Annotated in this window: 14 protein-coding genes and 1 tRNA gene; 7 read left to right on the top strand and 8 right to left on the bottom strand. The window is 66.6% G+C overall.

Features of this window, described 5'->3' with window-relative positions; genetic code table 11:
• Positions 1–95 precede the first annotated feature (95 nt).
• Positions 96–689, top strand: coding sequence for a uracil-DNA glycosylase (locus J2852_RS07215; protein WP_209873062.1), 594 nt, complete (start codon positions 96–98; stop codon positions 687–689).
• Between the two features lie 196 nt (positions 690–885).
• Positions 886–2,352 carry a sensor histidine kinase gene (locus J2852_RS07210; protein ID WP_209873059.1) on the top strand — a complete coding sequence of 489 codons (1,467 nt, stop codon included), beginning with the start codon at positions 886–888 and terminating at the stop codon, positions 2,350–2,352.
• Positions 2,353–2,358: 6 nt separating this feature from the next.
• On the opposite strand, the gene J2852_RS07205 is transcribed toward J2852_RS07210, so the two are convergent.
• From J2852_RS07205 to J2852_RS07195, 3 genes are all read right to left on the bottom strand, one after another.
• The gene (locus J2852_RS07205) at positions 2,359–3,330 is read right to left on the bottom strand and encodes a glucokinase (RefSeq protein ID WP_209873056.1); all 972 of its coding nucleotides are present in this window, start codon (positions 3,328–3,330) and stop codon (positions 2,359–2,361) included.
• A 10-nt stretch (positions 3,331–3,340) separates the two neighbouring features.
• Positions 3,341–4,735, bottom strand: a complete 1,395-nt coding sequence (gene otsA / locus J2852_RS07200; RefSeq protein WP_209873053.1) for an alpha,alpha-trehalose-phosphate synthase (UDP-forming) — start codon at positions 4,733–4,735, stop codon at positions 3,341–3,343.
• Between the two features lie 252 nt (positions 4,736–4,987).
• Positions 4,988–5,182: a hypothetical protein gene (locus J2852_RS07195; RefSeq protein WP_209873050.1), complete on the bottom strand. Its 195-nt coding sequence runs from the start codon at positions 5,180–5,182 to the stop codon at positions 4,988–4,990.
• Between the two features lie 245 nt (positions 5,183–5,427).
• Here J2852_RS07195 and J2852_RS07190 point away from each other — a divergent pair, with 245 nt between their 5' ends.
• The gene (locus J2852_RS07190) at positions 5,428–7,728 is read left to right on the top strand and encodes a flagellin N-terminal helical domain-containing protein (RefSeq protein ID WP_209873048.1); all 2,301 of its coding nucleotides are present in this window, start codon (positions 5,428–5,430) and stop codon (positions 7,726–7,728) included.
• A gap of 110 nt (positions 7,729–7,838) precedes the next feature.
• Here J2852_RS07190 and J2852_RS07185 read toward each other — a convergent pair whose 3' ends face one another.
• Positions 7,839–8,768: an N-formylglutamate amidohydrolase gene (locus J2852_RS07185; RefSeq protein ID WP_209873352.1), complete on the bottom strand. Its 930-nt coding sequence runs from the start codon at positions 8,766–8,768 to the stop codon at positions 7,839–7,841.
• A 219-nt stretch (positions 8,769–8,987) separates the two neighbouring features.
• Between J2852_RS07185 and J2852_RS07180 the strand changes: the two genes are divergently transcribed.
• Positions 8,988–9,062 (top strand) — tRNA-Val (locus J2852_RS07180).
• Positions 9,063–9,177: 115 nt separating this feature from the next.
• Here J2852_RS07180 and J2852_RS07175 read toward each other — a convergent pair.
• The 4 genes from J2852_RS07175 to J2852_RS07160 all read right to left on the bottom strand — a co-directional run bounded on the left by J2852_RS07175 (position 9,178) and on the right by J2852_RS07160 (position 14,227).
• Positions 9,178–10,035, bottom strand: coding sequence for an SGNH/GDSL hydrolase family protein (locus tag J2852_RS07175; protein ID WP_246499344.1), 858 nt, complete (start codon positions 10,033–10,035; stop codon positions 9,178–9,180).
• On the bottom strand, positions 10,032–10,793 hold the full coding sequence (locus J2852_RS07170) for a GDSL-type esterase/lipase family protein (protein ID WP_209873046.1): 762 nt from the start codon (positions 10,791–10,793) through the stop codon (positions 10,032–10,034). The genes J2852_RS07175 and J2852_RS07170 overlap by 4 nt, the downstream gene beginning before the upstream one ends.
• Entirely contained in the window at positions 10,790–11,935 is a 1,146-nt protein-coding gene (locus tag J2852_RS07165; RefSeq protein WP_209873043.1) for an OpgC family protein, read from the bottom strand. Before J2852_RS07165 ends, J2852_RS07170 begins: the two co-directional genes overlap by 4 nt.
• Positions 11,936–12,055: 120 nt before the next feature.
• Positions 12,056–14,227 (bottom strand): malate synthase G, encoded by a 2,172-nt coding sequence (locus J2852_RS07160; protein WP_209873348.1) that lies wholly within the window; start codon positions 14,225–14,227, stop codon positions 12,056–12,058.
• 233 nt (positions 14,228–14,460) lie between these two features.
• On the opposite strand from J2852_RS07160, the gene recD2 reads away from it, so the two are divergent.
• From recD2 to J2852_RS07145, 3 genes are all read left to right on the top strand, one after another.
• Entirely contained in the window at positions 14,461–16,656 is a 2,196-nt protein-coding gene (recD2, locus tag J2852_RS07155; protein ID WP_246499343.1) for an SF1B family DNA helicase RecD2, read from the top strand.
• A 315-nt stretch (positions 16,657–16,971) separates the two neighbouring features.
• On the top strand, positions 16,972–18,681 hold the full coding sequence (locus tag J2852_RS07150) for a multicopper oxidase family protein (protein ID WP_209873040.1): 1,710 nt from the start codon (positions 16,972–16,974) through the stop codon (positions 18,679–18,681).
• Positions 18,656–19,570 (top strand): multicopper oxidase domain-containing protein, encoded by a 915-nt coding sequence (locus J2852_RS07145; protein ID WP_209873037.1) that lies wholly within the window; start codon positions 18,656–18,658, stop codon positions 19,568–19,570. Before J2852_RS07150 ends, J2852_RS07145 begins: the two co-directional genes overlap by 26 nt.
• The last annotated feature ends 31 nt before the right edge of the window (positions 19,571–19,601 follow it).

Raw genomic sequence — 19,601 nt, 5'->3', positions numbered from 1 at the left:
ACGAGCGCGTGAAGCCGGCGCGGGCTCGGCCCTGGAGCCGAAGGCCCAGCCCGCCTGTTCTCTTTCGCAAAGCCACCCGCACCGGAACGCGCGCGATGACCGAACTGCCCTTCGCCGACTACCAGCAGCCCACCAAGCCGGCCGTGGGGCCTCGGCTCGCCATCGTGGGCGAGGCCCCAGGGGCGGAGGAAGCGAAGCAAGGCAAGCCCTTCGTCGGGCGCAGCGGCAAGCTGCTGGACGAAAATCTGGAGGCGGCGGGCGTGGAGCGGGCGCAGTGCCTGGTCGCCAACGTCTTCCGCTATCAGCCGCCGGGCAACAAGGTCGCGCACTTCTTCGCCTCGCGCACCCGCGCCAAAAAGGAAGGGCGTGCCGTCGACGAGCAATGGGGACCGTTCGGCACCTCCGACTGGGTGCTGGCCGAATTCTCGGGCGAGATCGAACATCTGCAACGCACGCTGGAAGCCTACGCGCCGCGCGTCATCGTCGCGCTGGGGCGCACGCCGACCTGGGCGCTGACCGGGCAGAACGGGATCATGCAGTTGCGCGGCACCGTCCTGTCCTGCCGGCTGCTGCCGGGGGCGGAGGTGGTGCCGACCTTCCACCCCAGCTACATCCTGCGCGGCCAGCTGGCCGATCAGCCGACCTTTCTGGCCGACCTGAAGCTGGCCGTGTCGAGGCTCGACCGGTAACGGGCGCTCGCGAGGTTGCTCAACTTGACATTGTGGCGATGTCGTGACCAAGACGCCCGCGCTTGATTTTGATCAGCGCGTCGCGGGAGGTCTTCGTTTATCCTTACGCCAAGGGTGGAAGAGATGCCCGAAAGATTGGGATGTGGATCGCTGAATGAGTACGGCCGCACTCGTCCCTGGAAACAGGGCAACTCCTTTGCCGCACGCACGGATCGCGGCGCTGGTCGAAGGGTTTCGTTTGCTTGTCCTGGGTCTTCTGGCGATCGGTCCGGCTTTCGGCATCGCCTATCTTGAAGCGTTCCAGGATCCGGCGCTGGTCGCCGAGGCCCATCTGTTCCATGAAATCGCCATCGGGGTTTCGATTCTGCTGGCAGCCTTCGTCACCCTGGTGACCTGGACCTGCTACGACAGCAGCGGCGAGGTTCTGACGCGGTTCCTGACGTTGGGGTTCCTGGGATTCGTCGTCGTCTACACGCCGCACGGGCTGCTGACGGAACAGTCCAGCCACAACATGGCGCTGTTCCTGCTTTATGGCCCAGCCTCGCGCATGGTCATGGCCTTCTTCCTGTTCCTCGGGCTGCTGAACTACCGGGCGGAGCACGACGCGCCGGAGGTCCGGCGGCGGGCATCGGTCTGGCTGCCGTGGATCCTCCCGCAATTCGCCGTGGTCGCGGCGGTCTGGTGGGTGGCGACGACCAAGGCGGTCGATCCGTCCATCGTCCGCGTGGTGACCGAGGGGGCGGCCATCGCGCTGTGCGCCGCCTCGCTTCTGGTCCTGGCGGTGAAGCGGATCCGTGGCCCGCTGGTCTGGTGCTACGCGGTGGCGCTGGTCTGGTTCGCGCTGTCATCGGGCGCCTTCTTCCTGGCGCGGCCGTGGAACCATCAGTGGTGGCTGGCCCACGCCATCTTCGCCAGCGGCTTCTTCCTGCTGAGCTACGGCGTCGTGCGCGCCTATCAGACGACGCGCGCCTTCTCCCGCCTCTACAGCGCGGAGGTGATGATGGGCCAGCTGGCCGACAGCCAGGCGGCGGTCAGCACCAAGGAGATGCTGCTGCGCGAGCTGAACCACCGCGTGAAGAACAGCCTGCAGATCGTGGCGAACCTGCTGATCCTGGAAGAGGCGCGGTCGCAGGACGCGGGCGTGCGGTCCGTCCTGACGGAAATTCGCGGGCGGCTGGACGCGATCTCGCTGATCCACCGCCGGCTTTATCAGGCGGACTACGACGGGCATTTCGACGCCGCCTCGACCCTGACGGAACTGTGCGAGAACCTGCTGGCGGTCGCCAACACCGGCAACCGCATCCACTTCCGGCTGGAGGTGCAGCCGGTTCTGGTCACCGTCGATCAGGGCATTACCCTGATGCTGCTGGTGAACGAGCTGGTCACCAACGCGGTCAAGCATGGATTCCCGAACGGGCGGCCCGGCACCCTGTGGGTCCGGCTGATCCGCCATGGCGCCCACGCCGTGCTTGAGGTCGAGGACGACGGCGTCGGCTTCGGCAAGAGCGATAAGAGCAGCGACGGCCTTGGGCTGCGTCTCAGCCGCCAGCTGGCCGAGGAACTCGGCGGGCATCTGGAGATCGGGACCGGGGCTGGCGGCACGCGGTTCAGCGTGAACTTTCCGCTGGCCGTCGTCACTCCGCGCGTGGCGGCGGAAGCATAGGCCTTTTCACCCCTGCGCCGCCGCTTCGGCGAGGCCGAGAAAGGCCGGCAGCTCGTGGGTGATGACGTAGGTGGGGATCGGCTCCAGATAATCCCGCATCCGGCCCTTTTCCATGAAGCGCTTGCGGAAGCGGGAGTGGGTGAACAGCGTGCCCAGCTTCGGCACGATGCCGCCCGCGATGTAGACGCCGCCCCGCGCGCCGAGCGTGAGGGCCAGATTGCCCGCCACGGTGCCCAGCATGGCGCAGAACATCTCCACCGCCTCCACGCAATGCGGGTTGGTACCGGCCAGGGCGGAGTCGTGCACCTGCGCGGGCGTCAGGGTCTCCGGCTCGCGGTTGTCGATGATGCACAGCGCCGTGTAGAGGTTTACCAGCCCCGGACCGGACAGCACGCGCTCCGCCGACACGTGGTCGTGCGCCTTGCGCAGTTGGCCCAGCACGGCGCTCTCGCGGTCGCTGATCGGGGCCATGGTGGCGTGTCCGCCCTCGGCGGCCAGAGCGGTCCAGCCGTTCGCCCCCGGCACCAGCCCGGACACGCCCAGCCCGCTGCCGGGACCGATGACGCCGATCACCGCGTCCGGCGCCGGCTCCCCCTCGCCGACCTGACGGCGGTCGGCCTGGGTCAGGCGCGGCACCGACAGCGCCACGGCGGTGAAGTCGTTGACCGCCACCAACCGCTCCAGCCCCAGCGCGTCGCGCACCTGATTGACGGAGAAGGACCAGCCCCGGTTGGTCATGACCACCTGGTCCCCGGTCACCGGTCCCGCGACGGCGAAGGCGCCGCGCGTCGGGCGCGGGTTCGGCTGCGTGGCCGTCAGGTAGGCCTCCGCCGCCGCCGCCAGGGACGGGAAGTCGGCGGCGCGGAAGACGCGCGAGTCGCGGATGCCCGCCTCGTCGATCAGGCCGAAACGGGCGTTGGTGCCGCCGATGTCGGCGACGAGGGTCGGGGCGGGCGTGGGGGGGAGGGCGGTCGTCATGCAGCAAGTGTCATCCGTACGGCGCCCGCGTCAAGGCATCAACGTAGCTTTCCCGCCACCAGCCGATGTCGTGCGCGCGCAGCGTCCGCATCATGGCGGCGTGCCGCTCCTTCCGCTCGCCCTGCGGCATGATGAGCGCGCGTTGCAGCGCGTCGGCCACCCCCTCCACGTCGAAGGGGTTGACGATCAGCGCCTCGCCCAGCTCGCGCGCCGCGCCGGCGAAGCAGGACAGCACCAGAACGCCGGGATCGTCCGGGTCCTGGCAGGCCACATACTCCTTGGCGACGAGGTTCATGCCGTCGCGCAGCGGGGTCACGAGGCCGACGTTGGCCGTGCGGTAGAAGCCGGCCAGCACGCGCCGCCCGAAGCTTTTGTTCAAGTAGCGGATCGGCACCCAGTCGAATTCGGCGAAGCGGCCGTTGATGCGCCCCGACAGTTCCGACAATTCGCGACGGATGGCGATGTATTCCGGCACGTCCTCGCGGCTCGGCGGGGCGACCTGGAGGAAGGAAACGCGGTTGCAGTGCTCCTGATAGCTGGCCAGCAGCTGCTCGAAGGCCTGGAAGCGCTGCGGCAGGCCCTTGGAGTAGTCGAGCCGGTCCACCCCGATGATCAGCCGCCGCCCGACGAGGCTTTCCTTCAGCCGCTCCGTGTGGCGGGACCGGGCGGCGGTCTGGGCGAGGCTTTCCAGATTGGCGGTGTCGATGCTGATGGGGAAGGCCCTGGCCAGCAGCGTGCGGTCGAAGGCGCGGATCAGCATGCTGCCGTCGGCGCGCTCCTCCACCTCGCCGTTCGTCTCGAAGCGGATGTAGTTGGCGAAGCAGCGCAGGTCCACCTGGGTGTGGAAACCGACCAGATCGTAGGCGCACAGCTCCCGGATCAGCTCCCGGTGGTTGGGCAGCACGGACAGCACCTCCGGCGCCGGGAAGGGCGTGTGCAGGAAGAAGCCCATGCGCTGCTGGCAGCCCTTCTGGCGCAGCTCCTCGCCGAAGGGGATCAGGTGGTAGTCGTGCACCCATACCATGTCGTCGGGCCGCAGCAGCGGCGCCAGCCGATCGGCGAAATAGCCGTTGACCCGCTTGTACCCCTCGCGCGTACGCCGGCTGACCTCGATCAGGCCGAGCCGGTAGTGGAACAGTGGCCACAGCGTCTGGTTGGCGAAGCCGTTGTAATACTCTTCGAAATCGCGGCGCCCGAGGTCGAGCGTCGCGTAGGTCAGGCGGCCGACATCGGTGCGCCGGGGTTCGTCCTGCGACTCGCCCTCGACGACGTTGCCGCTCCAGCCGAACCAGATGCCGCCGGTTTTTTTCAGCGCGGCCAGAACGGCGACGGCCAACCCTCCGGCGGCCTGCTTGCCCTCGTCGATGGGGGCGACACGGTTCGATACGACGACAAGTCTGCTCACGTTTGGCACTCTCCGGTTCCGCCGGATTCCTTGAGCCTGAATTCCTACGCCTGAACTCCTGCGCCTGAATTTCCATGGCGGCCCGGCGGTTTGCAGGGACGAAACGACGGCTGTGGAAGGTTGGTTCCGTTTCGGCCGAATGGCCAATGCCGAACGATCCGGGGGCTTGTCATCGGAACGGTGCGCACCAAATTCGGCGGCAATGTGGGGAAAATGCCCCGATTCCGCGCCGAAAATTGCCACAAACAAGCCTCAGTTCGTGCCTGGAGCCATTGTGCGGTGCAGCACGAATAGCCTGCTTTGCACGCGGTTTCGAGTGCGTTCCATCATGTTAGCGTCATGAAATAAAATGAGAAAATTTTTCCCCTTGATCGAACAGGGATCCGCGACCATATTTTGCAGTGCGGCATCGGTCGCGTCTGCGATGCGGACGGTGTCGTAACGCACTTCTTGGGCGTTTCCTCCCTAGACTCGGGCCGCCGGATTCCGGCGGCCCTTTTTTCTGCGTGGGCAATGCGGGGCGGTGGCCCGGCAGAGTTTTCCGAGGACGGGAACATCTTTCCCCTCCGGCGGACCGCATCGGGGGCTCCCCCGCGCTGAAAGTACCGCAAGCTATAGAGTTTCGTTTCTGGCACCGGGTTTGCTTTTGAGCGGGGCAGTGACCGCAACAGCCAAGCCCGACCGCCGATTCAATGGTTACCTCCGATGTCCAGCTTCCCGCCGCGATGCGGTCGAACCTGCTGACCCTCCAGGTCACGCAGCAGCAGCAGGCTTCGGTCAACCAGCGCTTGGCGACCGGACAGAAAATCAACACCGCCCTGGACAGCCCGCCGGTGTACTTCGCGGCGAAGGCGCTGACGCAGCGGGCCAGCGATTTGTCGGCGATGAAGGAGGCCATAGGACAAGCGATCAGCACTGTTAAGGCCGGCGACACGGGTGCCAAACACATCGGCGACCTCTTGGCCCAGGCTCGCGGACTCACCACCGCGGCCTTGAGCAGTTTGGGAACGGACGCAGCGTCCATTCGGGCGAGAAAGAGCCTTGCCGGCCAGTTCGACGCGGTTCTTGACCAGATCAATGGGGTGGCCCGGGACGGTGGCTACGGGGGCAAGAACCTTCTGGTGGGCGACGGTTCCAAAATGGAGGCGACCACCGAAAGCAAGCTTGACGTCCAACGGATCGCGGGCGTCCGGCAAGCTCGCGTCACCGATATTTCCGCGCCCGACAGCTACGACATCCGGGTGGAAGGGAGCGGCGCGATTTTGGGGTCCGCCGAAGGCATCGCCGACGCCGAGCAGCAGCTCGGCCTGACCGGCCTGACCATCGGCGGCGTGATGAGTTCGACCAAGGGCAACATCAACAACATCGAGATTGCCGTTACCGGTAGCCCCGGACAGGATAAGGTCATCACTGTCACGAATCCGCCCGAGACGGCCTCCTTGAAGTTCACCGTCGATGACTGGAAGGCTGCCGACGCCGCTGGGAAGACCCTGTCGTTCAATCACGCCTTCGAAAGCGGCAGCCGTGTCAGCTTCAACGTCGATTTCGATCAGATCGATGCCACCCCGCGGAATGTCGGCACCCGCTCCGTCGAAATCGAGAAGCATGCCGCCTTGGCCGTGAAGGTGACCAACGGCCAGGGCCTTACCGTGACCCGCGACCTCATGAGCCCATTGGGGCAGGGGAAACTTGCCAACGGAGCGAACGATTTCGTGTTTCCTACGGGCACGGTTCGGGTCGAGGTGGACGAGAAGGCAATCGTAGGAACGGGAGACAACTACGATGAAGGCTACATACCGGCCGATGAAGCCGCTGCCTTCGACAGCAATGGCATGCCCTTGTTCAACGAGGCCGGTGTCCCGCCCGGTGACGCGGCAAAAAACCTGAAGGTTCCTCAGAGTACGGGATTTTTGTTTTCCGTTGGCCTGCCCGACAGCAGCGCTCCTGGGTTCAGGAACTTCTATGTTAAAGACGGTTGGGATGAAACCGTTACCGCTGTTTCCATTCCTAACGCTGCCGTGAAGGATTATCCAATCACATTGGCCGGATCAAATGTAAATTCTGGAAGTACAATTTATGTGAATGTCAACAGCTACAATCCATTGCACAATTATTCTGCGCTGACTCCGGGGCCGCTTCATCCGATAGAGACCTTGAATCAGTCGTATGCCACTATTGCCACCAACAGTCCTCAGCTTGAGTACGACAGCCCATGGCCGCCTTTCCTTAATTATTTAAGTCTTGCCTCGAACAGCATCACCGGGTTTGTGCCTGGCGTGAACACGAAGCTTACTGCCAAGTGGGGAGGGCTTGACAGCGCCGGTCCGGGTTCCACGACCTTTTCATTGACGGACGATGCCGGACGAACGTTTGACACGGTCCTGCCGAACACCATGGTGGGGACGACGCTCGACGTCAGCTTTCCGCCAAAGGATCAGTATCCTGAGTCATCCATGAGGCTCCTGCTGCTTCACAACATGCCGAGCGGCCCCTCGGGAGGGTCGTACGATCTCAAGATCATATGGCCGGAAGGGCGGCGTCCGACCGCAACCCTGAAAACCGATCTGGTGACGCCTGCAAACCGCTCGAACGACCTGTTCGTGGCGTTCGACACCGCTCACCGGAACGGCGTTACGGTCGAATCCCAAAACCTCCAGGTCGAAGGCAAGGGCCTGCATGTCGATTACAGTCAGAACGGCTGGATGGACCGGCAGGACATCGAGAATGCGGCCAAGGGTCTCGATACCGCGGAACAGCGGCTTCGCTCGGCGTCTCAGGTGTTGACCAACGGAATGGGCATCATCACGACGCGCGAAAACTTCATGAAGGGCTTTTCCGATGTGCTCGACGAAGGAGCGAACAAGCTCACCCTGGCCGACCAGAACGAGGAGGGGGCGACACTGCTGACGCTACAGACCCGGCAACAGCTTTCCCAAACAGCCCTTAGCCTTGCCAACCAGAACCAACAATCCATTCTGTCCCTGTTCCGCTAAAGCGAATTTGCATTCGCTTTCGATTCATATGGCCTTATGCGCCGGCCGGGACCGTCGTCGCGGTCCAAAGCGGATAGAAATCCGCCAAGGCCTTTAGGCCGGATGGGGCGTCAGAGCGGCGCCAGCGGTTCCGGCGGCAGGTGGGCGATGGTGTCCACCATCTCGCCCATGTGGCGGGCCAGCACGTCCAGGAAGGGCAGGCGCTCCAGCGACGCCTCGTCCATGTAAAGGTCGCGGCTGATCTCGATCTGCAAGGCGTGGATGCCCTGGCGGGGGCGCCCGTAATGGCGGGTGGTGTAGCCGCCGGCGTAGGGGCTGTTGCGGCTGACCGTGTAGCCTAGGCCGCGCAGGAAGCGTTCGGCGGCCTCCACCACCGACGGCGCGCAGGAATTGCCGAAGCAGTCGCCCAGCACGATGTCGGCCTGCCGGTTGTCGCGGCCGCCCGTCCTGGCGCCCGTCTTGGAATTGCCGCCGGAGCCGGGGCCAGGGGCGGGGGTGGGCGACGGCATGGAGTGGCAGTCGATCAGGACGGCGTGGCCGAAGCGGTCGCGCGTGTCCTCCACCAGCCGCCGCAGCGCCGTGTGGTAGGGGGTGTAGTAGAGGTTGACCCGCCGCACAGCCTCGGCGAAGCGCAGCTTGCCCCGGTAGATGTCCTCACCGTTGGCGACGACCCGCGCGATGGTGCCGAGCCCTGCCGCCACGCGCGGCGAGCGCGTGTTGACGAAGGCCGGAAGCTTGTCCGCGAACATATCCGGGTCCAGCTCGTACGCTTCGCGGTTCAGGTCCAGGAAGGCGCGGGGGAACAGCGCGCGGATCAGCGGGACGCCCATCCCCGGCGCGCCCGCGAAGATCTCGTCCACGAAACAGTCTTCCGACTTGCGCAGCGCGCGCGGGTCGAGGCGCGCCGACGCGAGGAACTCGGCCGGGTAGTGGTTGCCGCTGTGCGGCGAGGCCAGCACCAGCGGTTTGGTCTGTTCGGCCGGCGCCAGAAGCTCGAAAGCCTGGTCCGGCGCGGTTACGGCATCGACGTGCGCATCCATGGTGACCCGTGATGTAGTCCAGCCGGCCAGTCCTGTCACGCCCTGTCCCGCATCTGCGTTTCCGCGTGGGGACGGCCCGCCTGCGTTCCAACAGCCGAGGGGGTGTTTCCGACCGTCCTGACAAAAAAATGAAATCCGGGCTTGTCAGGCCTTCGGGATGATGGTACATCCCCAGCCCACGCCGGACGGGACGGAAACGACCCCGAAGGCGGCACGGATGGGCGCGTAGCTCAGCGGGAGAGCACTACGTTGACATCGTAGGGGTCACAGGTTCAATCCCTGTCGCGCCCACCATCCATGAAGGCCGGAACCCAGACGGGTTGCCGGCCTTCTCCATTTTCGGCCCGCAGGTTCTCGGCCCGCATGATGCCCAGTTCGCGGGAACCAGCCGCCCTCGGGCGGGCGGTGTTCAGCCGCCGGAGGGCGGCTGCCCCTTGTCGGCGACCGGCGCCTTGCGCAGGCCGGCGGCGTCCTTGAGCGAGGCGCTCAGCGACCGCGCGAGGCAGTCGTAACCCACGTCGTTCAGATGAATGCCGTCCGGCCCGACGAGGTCGGACATCGACGCCTGTCGGGTCTCCACCCACTGGCGCATCGCGGCGAAGCGGCGGAACAGGCCGACGCCCTCGTCCTCGGCGATCCGGGCAATGCGGGCCTGCATGTCCTCATGCGTGGGTTTCGACAGCATGGCCGGGGCGTATTGCAGATCCATCAGCACGACGTCCATGCCGGCCGCCTTCAACTGCTGAATCCCGGTGCGGATCACCGTTTCGGCGGCGCCCGGATCCTCGCCGCGCAGCACGGTGTTGGCCCCGACCTGCCAGATGACGAGGTCCGGCTTCTGGTCCAGCACGTCGCGCTGGAAGCGCCGGAGCATCTGCGTCCCGACCTCGCCGTTGACGCCCTTGTTGAGCACGTCCACGGCCACGCCGGGAAGCCGCTGCTGGAGGAGTTCGGCGAGGCGCGCCGGATAGCTGCGGTCCGGCCGGCTGGCGCCCGCGCCGGCGGTGGAGGATGAGCCGATGGCGACGATGCGCAACGGTCCGCCGGCGTCGATCCGCCCGGCAAGGTGCGGCAACGGCGCGGTGATGGCCGCGGCCTGCGGTTGAAAGGCGCAGGCGCTGGCCGGGTTGCCGGTGGGAGCGGACAGGGCCACCCGCCCGGCGATGAACGGGGTCACGGCCAGAAAGGCGACGGAGGCCGCCGCGACGCGCCAGAGCGTGACGGAGCGTCCGGTCATTGTGTATCCGGTCATCGTGTGTCTGCTCATGGCGCCGCTTCCGCCGCGCGGTCGAGCATGACGGACACACTGTCCGCGAGATGGCGGCCGATGCAGCGGTGCACGAACGTGAAGTCCTGCAGCTTCGCCTCCTTGGGATTCGGGTCGTAGTCCACGCGCCCTTCCTCGTACCAGTGGCGCATCATCTCATAGCGTGGAAAATGGAAGACTTCGTTGTTCTGGGTCACCCACTCCACGTAATCCAGATACGGCTGGAAGGTGATGAGCTGCGTGGTCTGCGGGCTGTACTGCATGTCCATGACGATCACGTCGACGCCACGCTGGTGCGCCAGCGCGATGCCGGACGCGAGGGCGGCGCCGAAGCTGTCCGGGCTGATGTTCCGCATGGCGTCCACCGTCCCGACCTGCCACACCAGCAGGGACGCCGGCTGCGCCGCCAGCGCGTTGGCCATAACCGGCAGCATCTCCTGCGCGGTGGCGCCCGGCGCGCCGCGCACCGACACGCTGACCTTCCGGTCGGGCATCCGCGCCGCCAACGCCTGCTCCATCACCGCCGGATAGCTGGCCGCCGCCCGTTCGGGGCGCGGGGTGGCGGTGTTGAGCACGAGAATGGGCAGGCCTTGGCCGCGTTTCAGCCGGTCTTGGGCGCGGGGCAGGGATGCGTCGATGGTCAGAACGCTTTCCGGCACCTCGCACGGATCGGATGGCGCTTCCTCGGCGCGCGCCGGAAGCGGCGCGGCAATGGCACAGGCGCAGGCGAGGAGAAGGGCGGCGATCGCGCGCTTCATGCGCTTGGTCCCCTGGCGGGTGCCGGCTGGCGCGGCGGGCGGCCGACCGAGTTGTACCAAGTCAGCACCCGAGCGGCCGCGACCATCGCGGCGATGCCCGCGACTGTGACGCAAAACTGTGCAAAAAGCGAGCTGGACCATTGGGTCAGAACGGTCTGCCCGGCGAAGGACAGGAAGATGCCCAGGCAGAAGACCTGGAGCGATTGCTGCCCGCACAGGATCACCGGTCGCAAGACCCGCCAGCGCAGCCACGCGCTGTCCCGCCGCGCCACTTGCAGGACAAGGTAAGCCAGCGCGAAGAAGTGCGCGAGCCGCAGCGGGTCGAGGTCGGTCTTGCTGATCGGGTACAGGATCTCGGCCAGCCAGTGCGGCATCAGCGCGCCCAGCGAGGCGATGTGCCAGGACAGCACCAGCGCGAGCGAGGCGAGGAGGTAGGCCGCAGCACCCCAGCGCAGGAGCCGCCTCGGCCGCGTCAGTGCCGCCGATGCGGCGGGAAACCGCTGGAAGGTCGAGCCGAGCACGAACAGGAGCTGCCAGGCGAAGGGGTTGAAGAACCACTCGCCGCCTTCCGGGTAGGTCGGCAGGTTCCAGCCGAACGCGCGGGCCGCCGCGTAGAGCGTCACCGAACCGGCCAGCAGGGCCAGGGGCCAGCGCCGCAGCAGGGGCAGCGCCAAGGGAAAGCTCAGCAGCAGGACGATGTAGAGCGGCAGGATGTCCAGGTTGGCCGGGCGGAACTTCAGCGCCAGCGCCTGGGTCAGCGACAGGGCCGGATCGGCGAAGAAGGCGGCGATGCCCAACTCCTCGCTGAACAGGGGGTTGTCGAAGACGCGGGCCGTGTAGGCGACCTGGGCGGTGAAGGCGACGAACAGGAAGAGATAGGCGATGTACAGCGTCCAGCAGCGGTGCACCACCTTGGCCGCCGCAAAGGGCCAGCCGTGCTGGGCCAGGATCTTGGAATAGACCAGCGCCGAGGTGTAGCCGGAGATGAAGACGAACACCTCCGTCGCGTCGCTGAGGCCGTAGTTGCGCAGCGTCACCCAGGCGATCTGGTTGCCGGGGATGTGATCCACGAAGATGAACCACAGGGCTAGTCCACGGAAGAAATCGAGCCGGAGATCGCGCTTGCCGCCCGCATTCGCCAAAACCTGTCCTCCCCGCCGGTTGTGCCCGGCCTTCTCCGTCCTTTCCTTCGGCCAGTCCGGCCGTCCTCATAAAGAAAAAGCCCCTCTCCTGTGACGGGAGAGGGGCTTTCGCCTGGGACGTTACGCCGACGGCGCGGCCTTCGCCTCGATGCGGCGGCGGTGCAGGACGGGCTCGGTGTAGCCGTTCGGCTGCTCGCGGCCCTTGAAGACCAGATCGCAGGCCGCCTGGAACGCCACGCTCTTGTCGAAGTTTGGCGCCATCGGGCGGTACAGCGGATCACCGGCGTTCTGCTGGTCCACCACGGCGGCCATGCGCTTCATCGTCTCCATGACTTGCGCCTCGGTCGCGATGCCGTGGTGCAGCCAGTTGGCGATGTGCTGGCTGGAGATGCGCAGCGTTGCGCGGTCTTCCATCAGGCCGACGTTGTTGATGTCCGGCACCTTGGAGCAGCCGACGCCCTGGTCGATCCAGCGGACGACGTAGCCCAGGATGCCCTGCGCGTTGTTGTCCAGCTCCTGCTGCACCTCCTGCTCCGACCAGTTGGGGCGGTCGGCCAGCGGGATGGTCAGGATGTGGTCGAGGTTGGCGCGGGTGCGCTTGGCCAGCTCCTCCTGACGGTCGGACACCTTCACCTGATGATAGTGCAGGGCGTGCAGCGTCGCGGCGGTGGGGGAGGGCACCCAGGCGGTGTTGGCGCCGGCCTGCGGGTGGGCGATCTTGGCCGTCAGCATCTCCGCCATGCGGTCCGGCATGGCCCACATGCCCTTGCCGATCTGCGCCCGGCCCTTCAGGCCGCACAGCAGGCCGGTGTCCACATTCCAGTCCTCGTACGCCTTGATCCACGCGGCGTTCTTGATGTCGCCCTTGCGGATGACGGGACCGGCCTCCATGGCCGTGTGGATCTCGTCGCCGGTGCGGTCGAGGAAGCCGGTGTTGATGAAGACCACGCGTTCCTTGGCGGCGCGAATGGCCTCCTTCAGGTTCACGGTGGTGCGGCGCTCCTCGTCCATGATGCCCATCTTCAGGGTGAAGCGGGCCATGCCCAGCGCGTCTTCGACGCGGCCGAACAGCTCGTTGGCGAAGGCGACCTCCTCGGGGCCGTGCATCTTCGGCTTCACGATGTAGACGGAGCCCTCGCGGCTGTTCTTCCGCGCGCCCTTGAGGTCGTGCAGAGCGATCAGCGAGGTGATCGCGCCGTCCAGGATGCCTTCCGGCGCCTCGCTGCCGTCCTTCAGCAGGATGGCGTTGATGGTCATCAGATGGCCGACGTTGCGGATCAGCATCATGCTGCGGCCGGGCAGGGTGACGGTGCCGCCGGCCGGGCTGGTGTAGGTGCGGTCGGGGTTCAGCTTGCGCTCGACCGTGCCGGTGCCCTTGGGGAAGGTGGCGACGAGGTCGCCCTTCATCAGGCCCAGCCAGTTGCGGTAGACGACGACCTTGTCCTCCGCGTCCACGGCGGCGACCGAATCCTCGCAGTCCATGATGGTGGTCAGCGCCGATTCGACAACCAGATCGGCCACGCCGGCCGGGTCGGTCTTGCCGATGGGGTGGTTGCGGTCGATGCGGATTTCCAGGTGCAGGCCGTGGTTGGTCAGCGCGATGGCGGTGGGGGCCGAGGCCTCACCGTTGTAGCCGACCAGCTTTTCCGGCTCCGACAGGCCCGTGTTGCGACCGTCCTTCAGCGCGACGACCAGATGGCCGTTCTCGATGGTGTAGCCGGCGGCGTCGCGGTGCGAGCCGTCCGACAGCGGGGCGGCGCGGTCCAGAACGTCGCGGGCGAACGCGATGACCTTCTCGCCGCGCTTGGGGTTGTAGCCCTGGCCGCGCTCCGCCCCGTCGGTGTCCGGGATGGCGTCGGTGCCGTACAGCGCGTCGTACAGGCTGCCCCAGCGGGCGTTGGCGGCGTTCAGCGCGTAGCGGGCGTTCATCACCGGCACGACCAGCTGCGGGCCGGCGGTGGTGGAGATCTCAGGGTCCACGTTGCCGGTGACCACGGAGAAATCCGGGCCTTCCGGCAGCAGGTAGCCGATCTCTTGCAGGAAAGCCTTGTGCGCGGCGACGTCGAAGGGCTGGCCGCGGCGGCCGCGATACCAGTCGTCGATCTTGGCCTGAAGCTCGTCGCGCTTGGCCAGCAGCGCGCGGTTGCGCGGGGCCAGATCGTGCAGGATGGCGTCCAGCCCCGACCAGAACTGCTGGGCCGTGACGCCCGTGCCCGGCAGGGCCTCGTTCTCGATGAAGCGGTGAAGCTCCGCGGCGACCTGCAAGCCGCCGACCTGAATGCGTTCCGTCACCATATCTGTTCGTTCCTTCCGAAGTCGAAAATACCGCGGTTTTTCGGTTTGTCGTTTTGGCTGACGTGTTTTCACCGCATGCCCGCGCCTCGTGCCGGGAGGGGGCGGGCCTTGGGCGACAAATTACACATTCGACGGCCCAAGGTCTTCCTTCTATTTGTCCGATCCCCGGGCGCGCTAGGCCAAGGGAGAAAGGCCAAGGGAGGAACTCCCCCATCGGGCCGGAAGTGCCTATGTTTCAGACCATGAGCCTGCCCGCCCAGACCGATGCCACCCGCGAACCGCTTTCGGGCCTCGTCGAGCGCGTCACCTTCCACAGCCCCGAGACGGGCTTCTGCGTGCTGCGCGTGAAGGTGCGCGGGCAGCGCGACCTCGTGACCGTGGTCGGCCATGCCGCCTCGATCAGCGCGGGGGAGTTCGTCCAGGCGGCCGGGGCCTGGGTCAACGACCGCAACCATGGCCTCCAGTTCAAGGCGGACTTCCTGCGCGCCACGCCGCCGACCACCGCCGAGGGAATAGAGAAGTATCTGGGATCGGGCCTCATCAAGGGCATCGGGCCGGTTTATGCCAAGAAGCTGGTGAAGGCGTTCGGCGACGCCGTGTTCGACGTGATCGAGCAGGAACCGGACAAGCTGCTGCAGGTCACCGGCATCGGGCCGAAGCGCGCCCAGCGCATCATCGCCGGCTGGGCCGACCAGAAGGTGATCCGGGAAATCATGGTCTTCCTGCACAGCCACGGGGTCGGCACCTCGCGCGCGGTGCGCATCTTCAAGACCTACGGGCCGGACGCCATCCAGTTGATCACCGAGAACCCGTACCGCCTCGCCCGCGACATCCGGGGCATCGGCTTCAAGACGGCGGACGCCGTCGCCGCCCGCCTGGGCATCGAGAAGACCGCCATGATCCGTGCCCGCGCCGGCATCACCTACGCGCTGGCCGAGGCGACCGACCAGGGGCATTGCGGCCTGCCCACCGCGCAGCTGATCCCGCTGGCCGCCAAGCTGCTGGAGATCGACCCCGCCATCATCGAGGACGCGCTGGCCCTGGAGTTGAAGGAGGGCACCGTCGTCGCCGACACGCTGGCGGAGGAGCCCTGCGTCTTCCTGACCGGCCTCTACCGCGCCGAACAGGCGATTTCCGACCGGCTGCGCCGTCTCGCCTCCGGCCGGGTTCCCTGGCCGCCCATCGACGCCGCCAAGGCGATCCCCTGGGCGGAGGAAAAGGCCGGCATCACGCTCGCCGACAGCCAGCGCGAGGCGTTGCGGCAAGCCCTGTCCTCAAAGCTGCTGGTCATCACCGGCGGCCCTGGCGTCGGCAAGACGACGCTGGTCAACAGCATCCTGACGATCCTGAAGGCCAAGGACGTCTCCATCGCGCTGGCCGCCCCCACCGGGCGCGCCGCCAAGCGGCTCAGCGAAAGCACGGGGATGGAGGCCAAGACCATCCATCGCCTGCTGGAGACCGACCCGCAGGCCGGCGGCTTCAAGCGCGACGAGACCAACCCGCTGGACTGCGACCTGCTGGTGGTGGACGAGACCAGCATGGTGGACGTGCCGTTGATGAACGCGCTGCTGCGCGCCGTGCCGCCGCGTGCCGCGCTGCTGCTGGTCGGCGACGTGGACCAGTTGCCCTCGGTCGGGCCGGGGCAGGTGCTGGGCGACGTGATCGGCTGCGGCGCCGTGCCGGTCGTCCGCCTGACCGAGATTTTCCGGCAGGCCGCGACCAGCCGGATCATCGTCAACGCCCACCGCATCAACGCCGGCCATATGCCCGACTGGCCGAAGGCGGGCGATGAGAGCGACTTCTACTTCGTCGAGGCCGCCACGCCGGAAATCGGCATCGCCAAGCTGATCGAGATCGTGCGCGGGCGCATTCCCCGCCGATTCGGCTTCGACCCGGTGCGCGACGTGCAGATCCTCTGCCCGATGAACCGTGGCGGCATGGGCGCGCGGTCGCTGAACATCGAACTGCAACGCGTCCTGAACCCACCCGTCGAGCCGCGCGTCGAGCGGTTCGGCTGGACCTTCGGCGTTGGCGACAAGGTCATGCAGATCGAAAACGACTACGACAAGGAGGTCTACAACGGCGACCTCGGCATCGTGTCGGCCCTCGACCCGGAGGAAGGCACCCTGACCGCCGAGTTCGACGGCCGTCCGGTGACCTACGACTACGGCGAGTTGGACGAGATCGTGCTGGCCTACGCCACGACGATCCACAAGAGCCAGGGGTCCGAATACCCGGTGGTGATCATTCCGGTGATGACCCAGCACTACACCATGCTGCACCGGAACCTGATCTACACCGGCGTGACGCGCGGCAAGCGTCTGGTGGTGATGATCGGCCAGCGCAAGGCGCTCGCCATGGCCGTGCGCGGCACCCAGGGGCGGCGGCGCTGGTCCAAGCTGGGGGAATGGCTGGCGGACGTTTAAAACCAGACATTTGGCCGCACACGAACAATGCTCATCTTTCGGAACATGGATCGCGCGGCCGTGCTGTGCGCAGTACTCCGTCTTTCTGGATTGCGAGAAGACCCCTAAAATTTTAGCGTTTCTCCGTCGAGTGCTGGTGTCTGCCTTTTCCAGACTCTTCAAAACACATCACAAGAGATTATGCGCGTCGATTGCTCCACCGGCGTAATATTCGCCTGGCGGCGTGGCGCGCACTCAACCAAACAGAACTGGCACGATTCGGCCACGAGGTGAGCCGGAGAGGGTGCGTATTCTGTCCGCCATTGGGAGGGGAATATGGCCGTGCAGCTTCTTGATCCGGATGCTCAGAAAAAGTTCACCAACAACTTGGTGGTTCCAACCGCCATCGACGCCACCACCCCCAGCAGTCTCGTCATCGGCGCGGGGCAGACCACGCAGGATCTCGGGCTGTACGACAACAACGGAAACGCGCTCGGCGCCGTGACCGCCATCTGGGGTTACGGTGTGGAGAGCATCAACGGCAAGCGCGTCACCTTCAGCCCGACCTATCCAGGACCGACCATCGTCGCCCGGTCGGGCGTCCCGATCAAGGTGACCTGGAATAACGAATTGCCGGCCACCGGCTATCCGGACTCCATCCCGGTTGACGGCACCCTGCACATGGCCGATGTCGATTTCGCCGCCGGCAAGGTGCCGCTCGTCACCCATCTGCACGGGGGGCACACGCGGGCGCCGTTCGACGGCGCGCCCGAGGCGGTCTACACGCAGGGGCAGAATTCGGGGGTCTACACCTACGACAACAGCCAGCCTGCGGCGACGCTCTGGTACCACGACCACGCGCTCGGCGTGACGCGGCTCAACGTTTATCAGGGACTGGCGGGCTTTTACCTGCTGCGCGACGCCAACCTCGACCAATTGATGGGTGAGGTCCGGGGGCTTGGCGACCAGCAGCGGGCCAACCGCCCGGCCAGCGTCCTTCCCGACGCCCAGCATGAGTTCGGGGCGGCGATCCAGGACCGAGCCTTCACGGCCGACGGGCAACTGTACCGGCCCGGCAACGCGGCGGACGACCCGCTTCCGGGCATGGGCGGGACGGTCGGGGAGGAGTTTCCCGGCACCCACGGCTATCCCTTCGCGACGCCGGAATTCGCTGGAGACTTCCTGCTGGTCAACGGCAAGGCCTGGCCGAAGACGGACGTGGACCGCACCACCTACACTTATCACCTGCTGAACGGCTCGGACTCGCGCTTCTACACGCTGCGGCTCGACAATCCGAACGTGAAGATGACCCTGGTCGGGACCGACGGCGGCCTGCTGCCCAAGGCGATCACCATCGACGACGGCGACGGGCAGAGCACCGACAATGAGCAGATCGTCCTGGCGCCCGGCGACCGCGTCGACGTCGTCATGGACTTCTCCAAGCTCGCGGCCGGCGACAAGGTCACGTTGCAGAACTTCGGCACGGCCTGGACGCCGTTCCAGGGGCTGAACTCGGACGGGTCGCCCGTTCTGGAGGGCGACGCCCGCTCGGCCCAGGGCACATCGGTCGGCGAGATCATGCAGTTCCAGGTGACGGCCAACACGCCGGCACCGCTCGCCACCGTGCAGGGCGGGACCTTCGCGGGCGGGCAGGTCGTCGGGGGCAGCGCGCTGAACACCGGCTATCGGGATCTGACCGCGTCCGTGGACCTGACCAAGGTCACGGTGCGCAAGCTCGGCCTGTTCGAGAGCGAGACCGAGGACGGGCACATCATGCCCATGCTCGGCACGGCCGAGGACACCACCGACATCAACGGCCGCCCGTCGAAGTTCGGCGCGCGCATGTGGGACGACGCCATCACCGAGGACCCGCTGCGCGGCGCGACCGAGGTCTGGGAGATCTACAACACGACGGCCGACGCCCACCCGATCCACCTGCATCAGGTGCAGTTTCAGGTGCTCGGCAAATACAGGATGGCCGAGACCGACCTGAACGGCGACGGCTACACCGGCAACGACTATGACCCGTACCGGCAACGACTATGACCCGTCCGCCACGGTCCCGCTCCGCCCCGAGGACACCGGCAACCAGGACACCGTCTGGGTGGCTCCCGGCGAGATGCTGCGCATCGTCGAAAAGTTCGACCTCCCCGGCGAGTATGTCTGGCACTGCCACATCCTGTCCCACGAGGACAACGAGATGATGCGGCCGCTCTACACGATCAACACGGTCCAGGGGACCGACAAGGCGGAGAAGCTGGACGGCACGGCCGACATCGACGCGATCACCGGCGTCAAGGGCGACGACCGGGTGACCGCCGGGCTGGGCGACGACCGGATCATCGCCACCGCCGGGGACGGCAACGACAGCTACGACGGCGGCGGCGGCTCCGATACCTACGACCTGACCGGCATCGCGACGGCGGTCACGGTGAACCTCGCGGCCGGAACGGCGACGGGCGCGGACATCGGGCGCGACACCCTGGTCGGGGTCGAGAACGTGCTCGGCGGGGCGGGAGCCGACCGGATCACCGGCGATGCCGGCGCCAATTTCCTGACCGGCGCCGCCGGAAACGACACCATGGACGGCGGCCTCGGCGATGACACGCTGTGGGCCGGACTGGGCGACGACGATCTGACGGGCGGCGGGGGCGCCGACGGCTTCCTCTATTACCGCGAGGTCGGCTCCAACACCACCGCCTTCGGCCGCGACATCATCCGCGGATTCGAGGTCAATGAGGATCGGATCGAATTCGACAGCCGGATCTTCTCGTCCTTCGACGGCGGGGTGGACTCCGTGCTCGACCACACGGTCATGTCCGCCGGCAACGCGGTGATCAGCTTCACCGACCCGACGAGCGGCGTGGAAAGCTCCATCACCCTGTTGGGCGTGTCGAAGGACGCGTTGGTCGCGGGTGATTTCCGCTTCGTGTGAGGCCTGCCCGTGGCGCACCGCCGGGCCGACG

Source organism: Azospirillum soli (assembly GCF_017876165.1).
Classification (GTDB): Bacteria; Pseudomonadota; Alphaproteobacteria; order Azospirillales; family Azospirillaceae; genus Azospirillum; species Azospirillum soli.
The sequence above is the reverse complement of the archived record's forward strand: the minus strand, read 5'-3'. Positions and strand labels throughout refer to the sequence as shown.

Excerpts from the sequence above, each read along its gene's own strand:
- J2852_RS07215 (WP_209873062.1), top strand. The coding sequence starts at position 96 with ATGACCGAACTGCCCTTCGCCGACTACCAGCAGCCCACCAAGCCGGCC.
- J2852_RS07205 (WP_209873056.1), bottom strand. The coding sequence starts at position 3,330 with ATGACGACCGCCCTCCCCCCCACGCCCGCCCCGACCCTCGTCGCCGAC.
- J2852_RS07190 (WP_209873048.1), top strand. The coding sequence starts at position 5,428 with ATGGTTACCTCCGATGTCCAGCTTCCCGCCGCGATGCGGTCGAACCTG.
- J2852_RS07185 (WP_209873352.1), bottom strand. The coding sequence starts at position 8,768 with ATGGATGCGCACGTCGATGCCGTAACCGCGCCGGACCAGGCTTTCGAG.
- J2852_RS07175 (WP_246499344.1), bottom strand. The coding sequence starts at position 10,035 with ATGAGCAGACACACGATGACCGGATACACAATGACCGGACGCTCCGTC.
- J2852_RS07170 (WP_209873046.1), bottom strand. The coding sequence starts at position 10,793 with ATGAAGCGCGCGATCGCCGCCCTTCTCCTCGCCTGCGCCTGTGCCATT.
- recD2 (WP_246499343.1), top strand. The coding sequence starts at position 14,461 with ATGTTTCAGACCATGAGCCTGCCCGCCCAGACCGATGCCACCCGCGAA.
- J2852_RS07150 (WP_209873040.1), top strand. The coding sequence starts at position 16,972 with ATGGCCGTGCAGCTTCTTGATCCGGATGCTCAGAAAAAGTTCACCAAC.
- J2852_RS07145 (WP_209873037.1), top strand. The coding sequence starts at position 18,656 with ATGACCCGTACCGGCAACGACTATGACCCGTCCGCCACGGTCCCGCTC.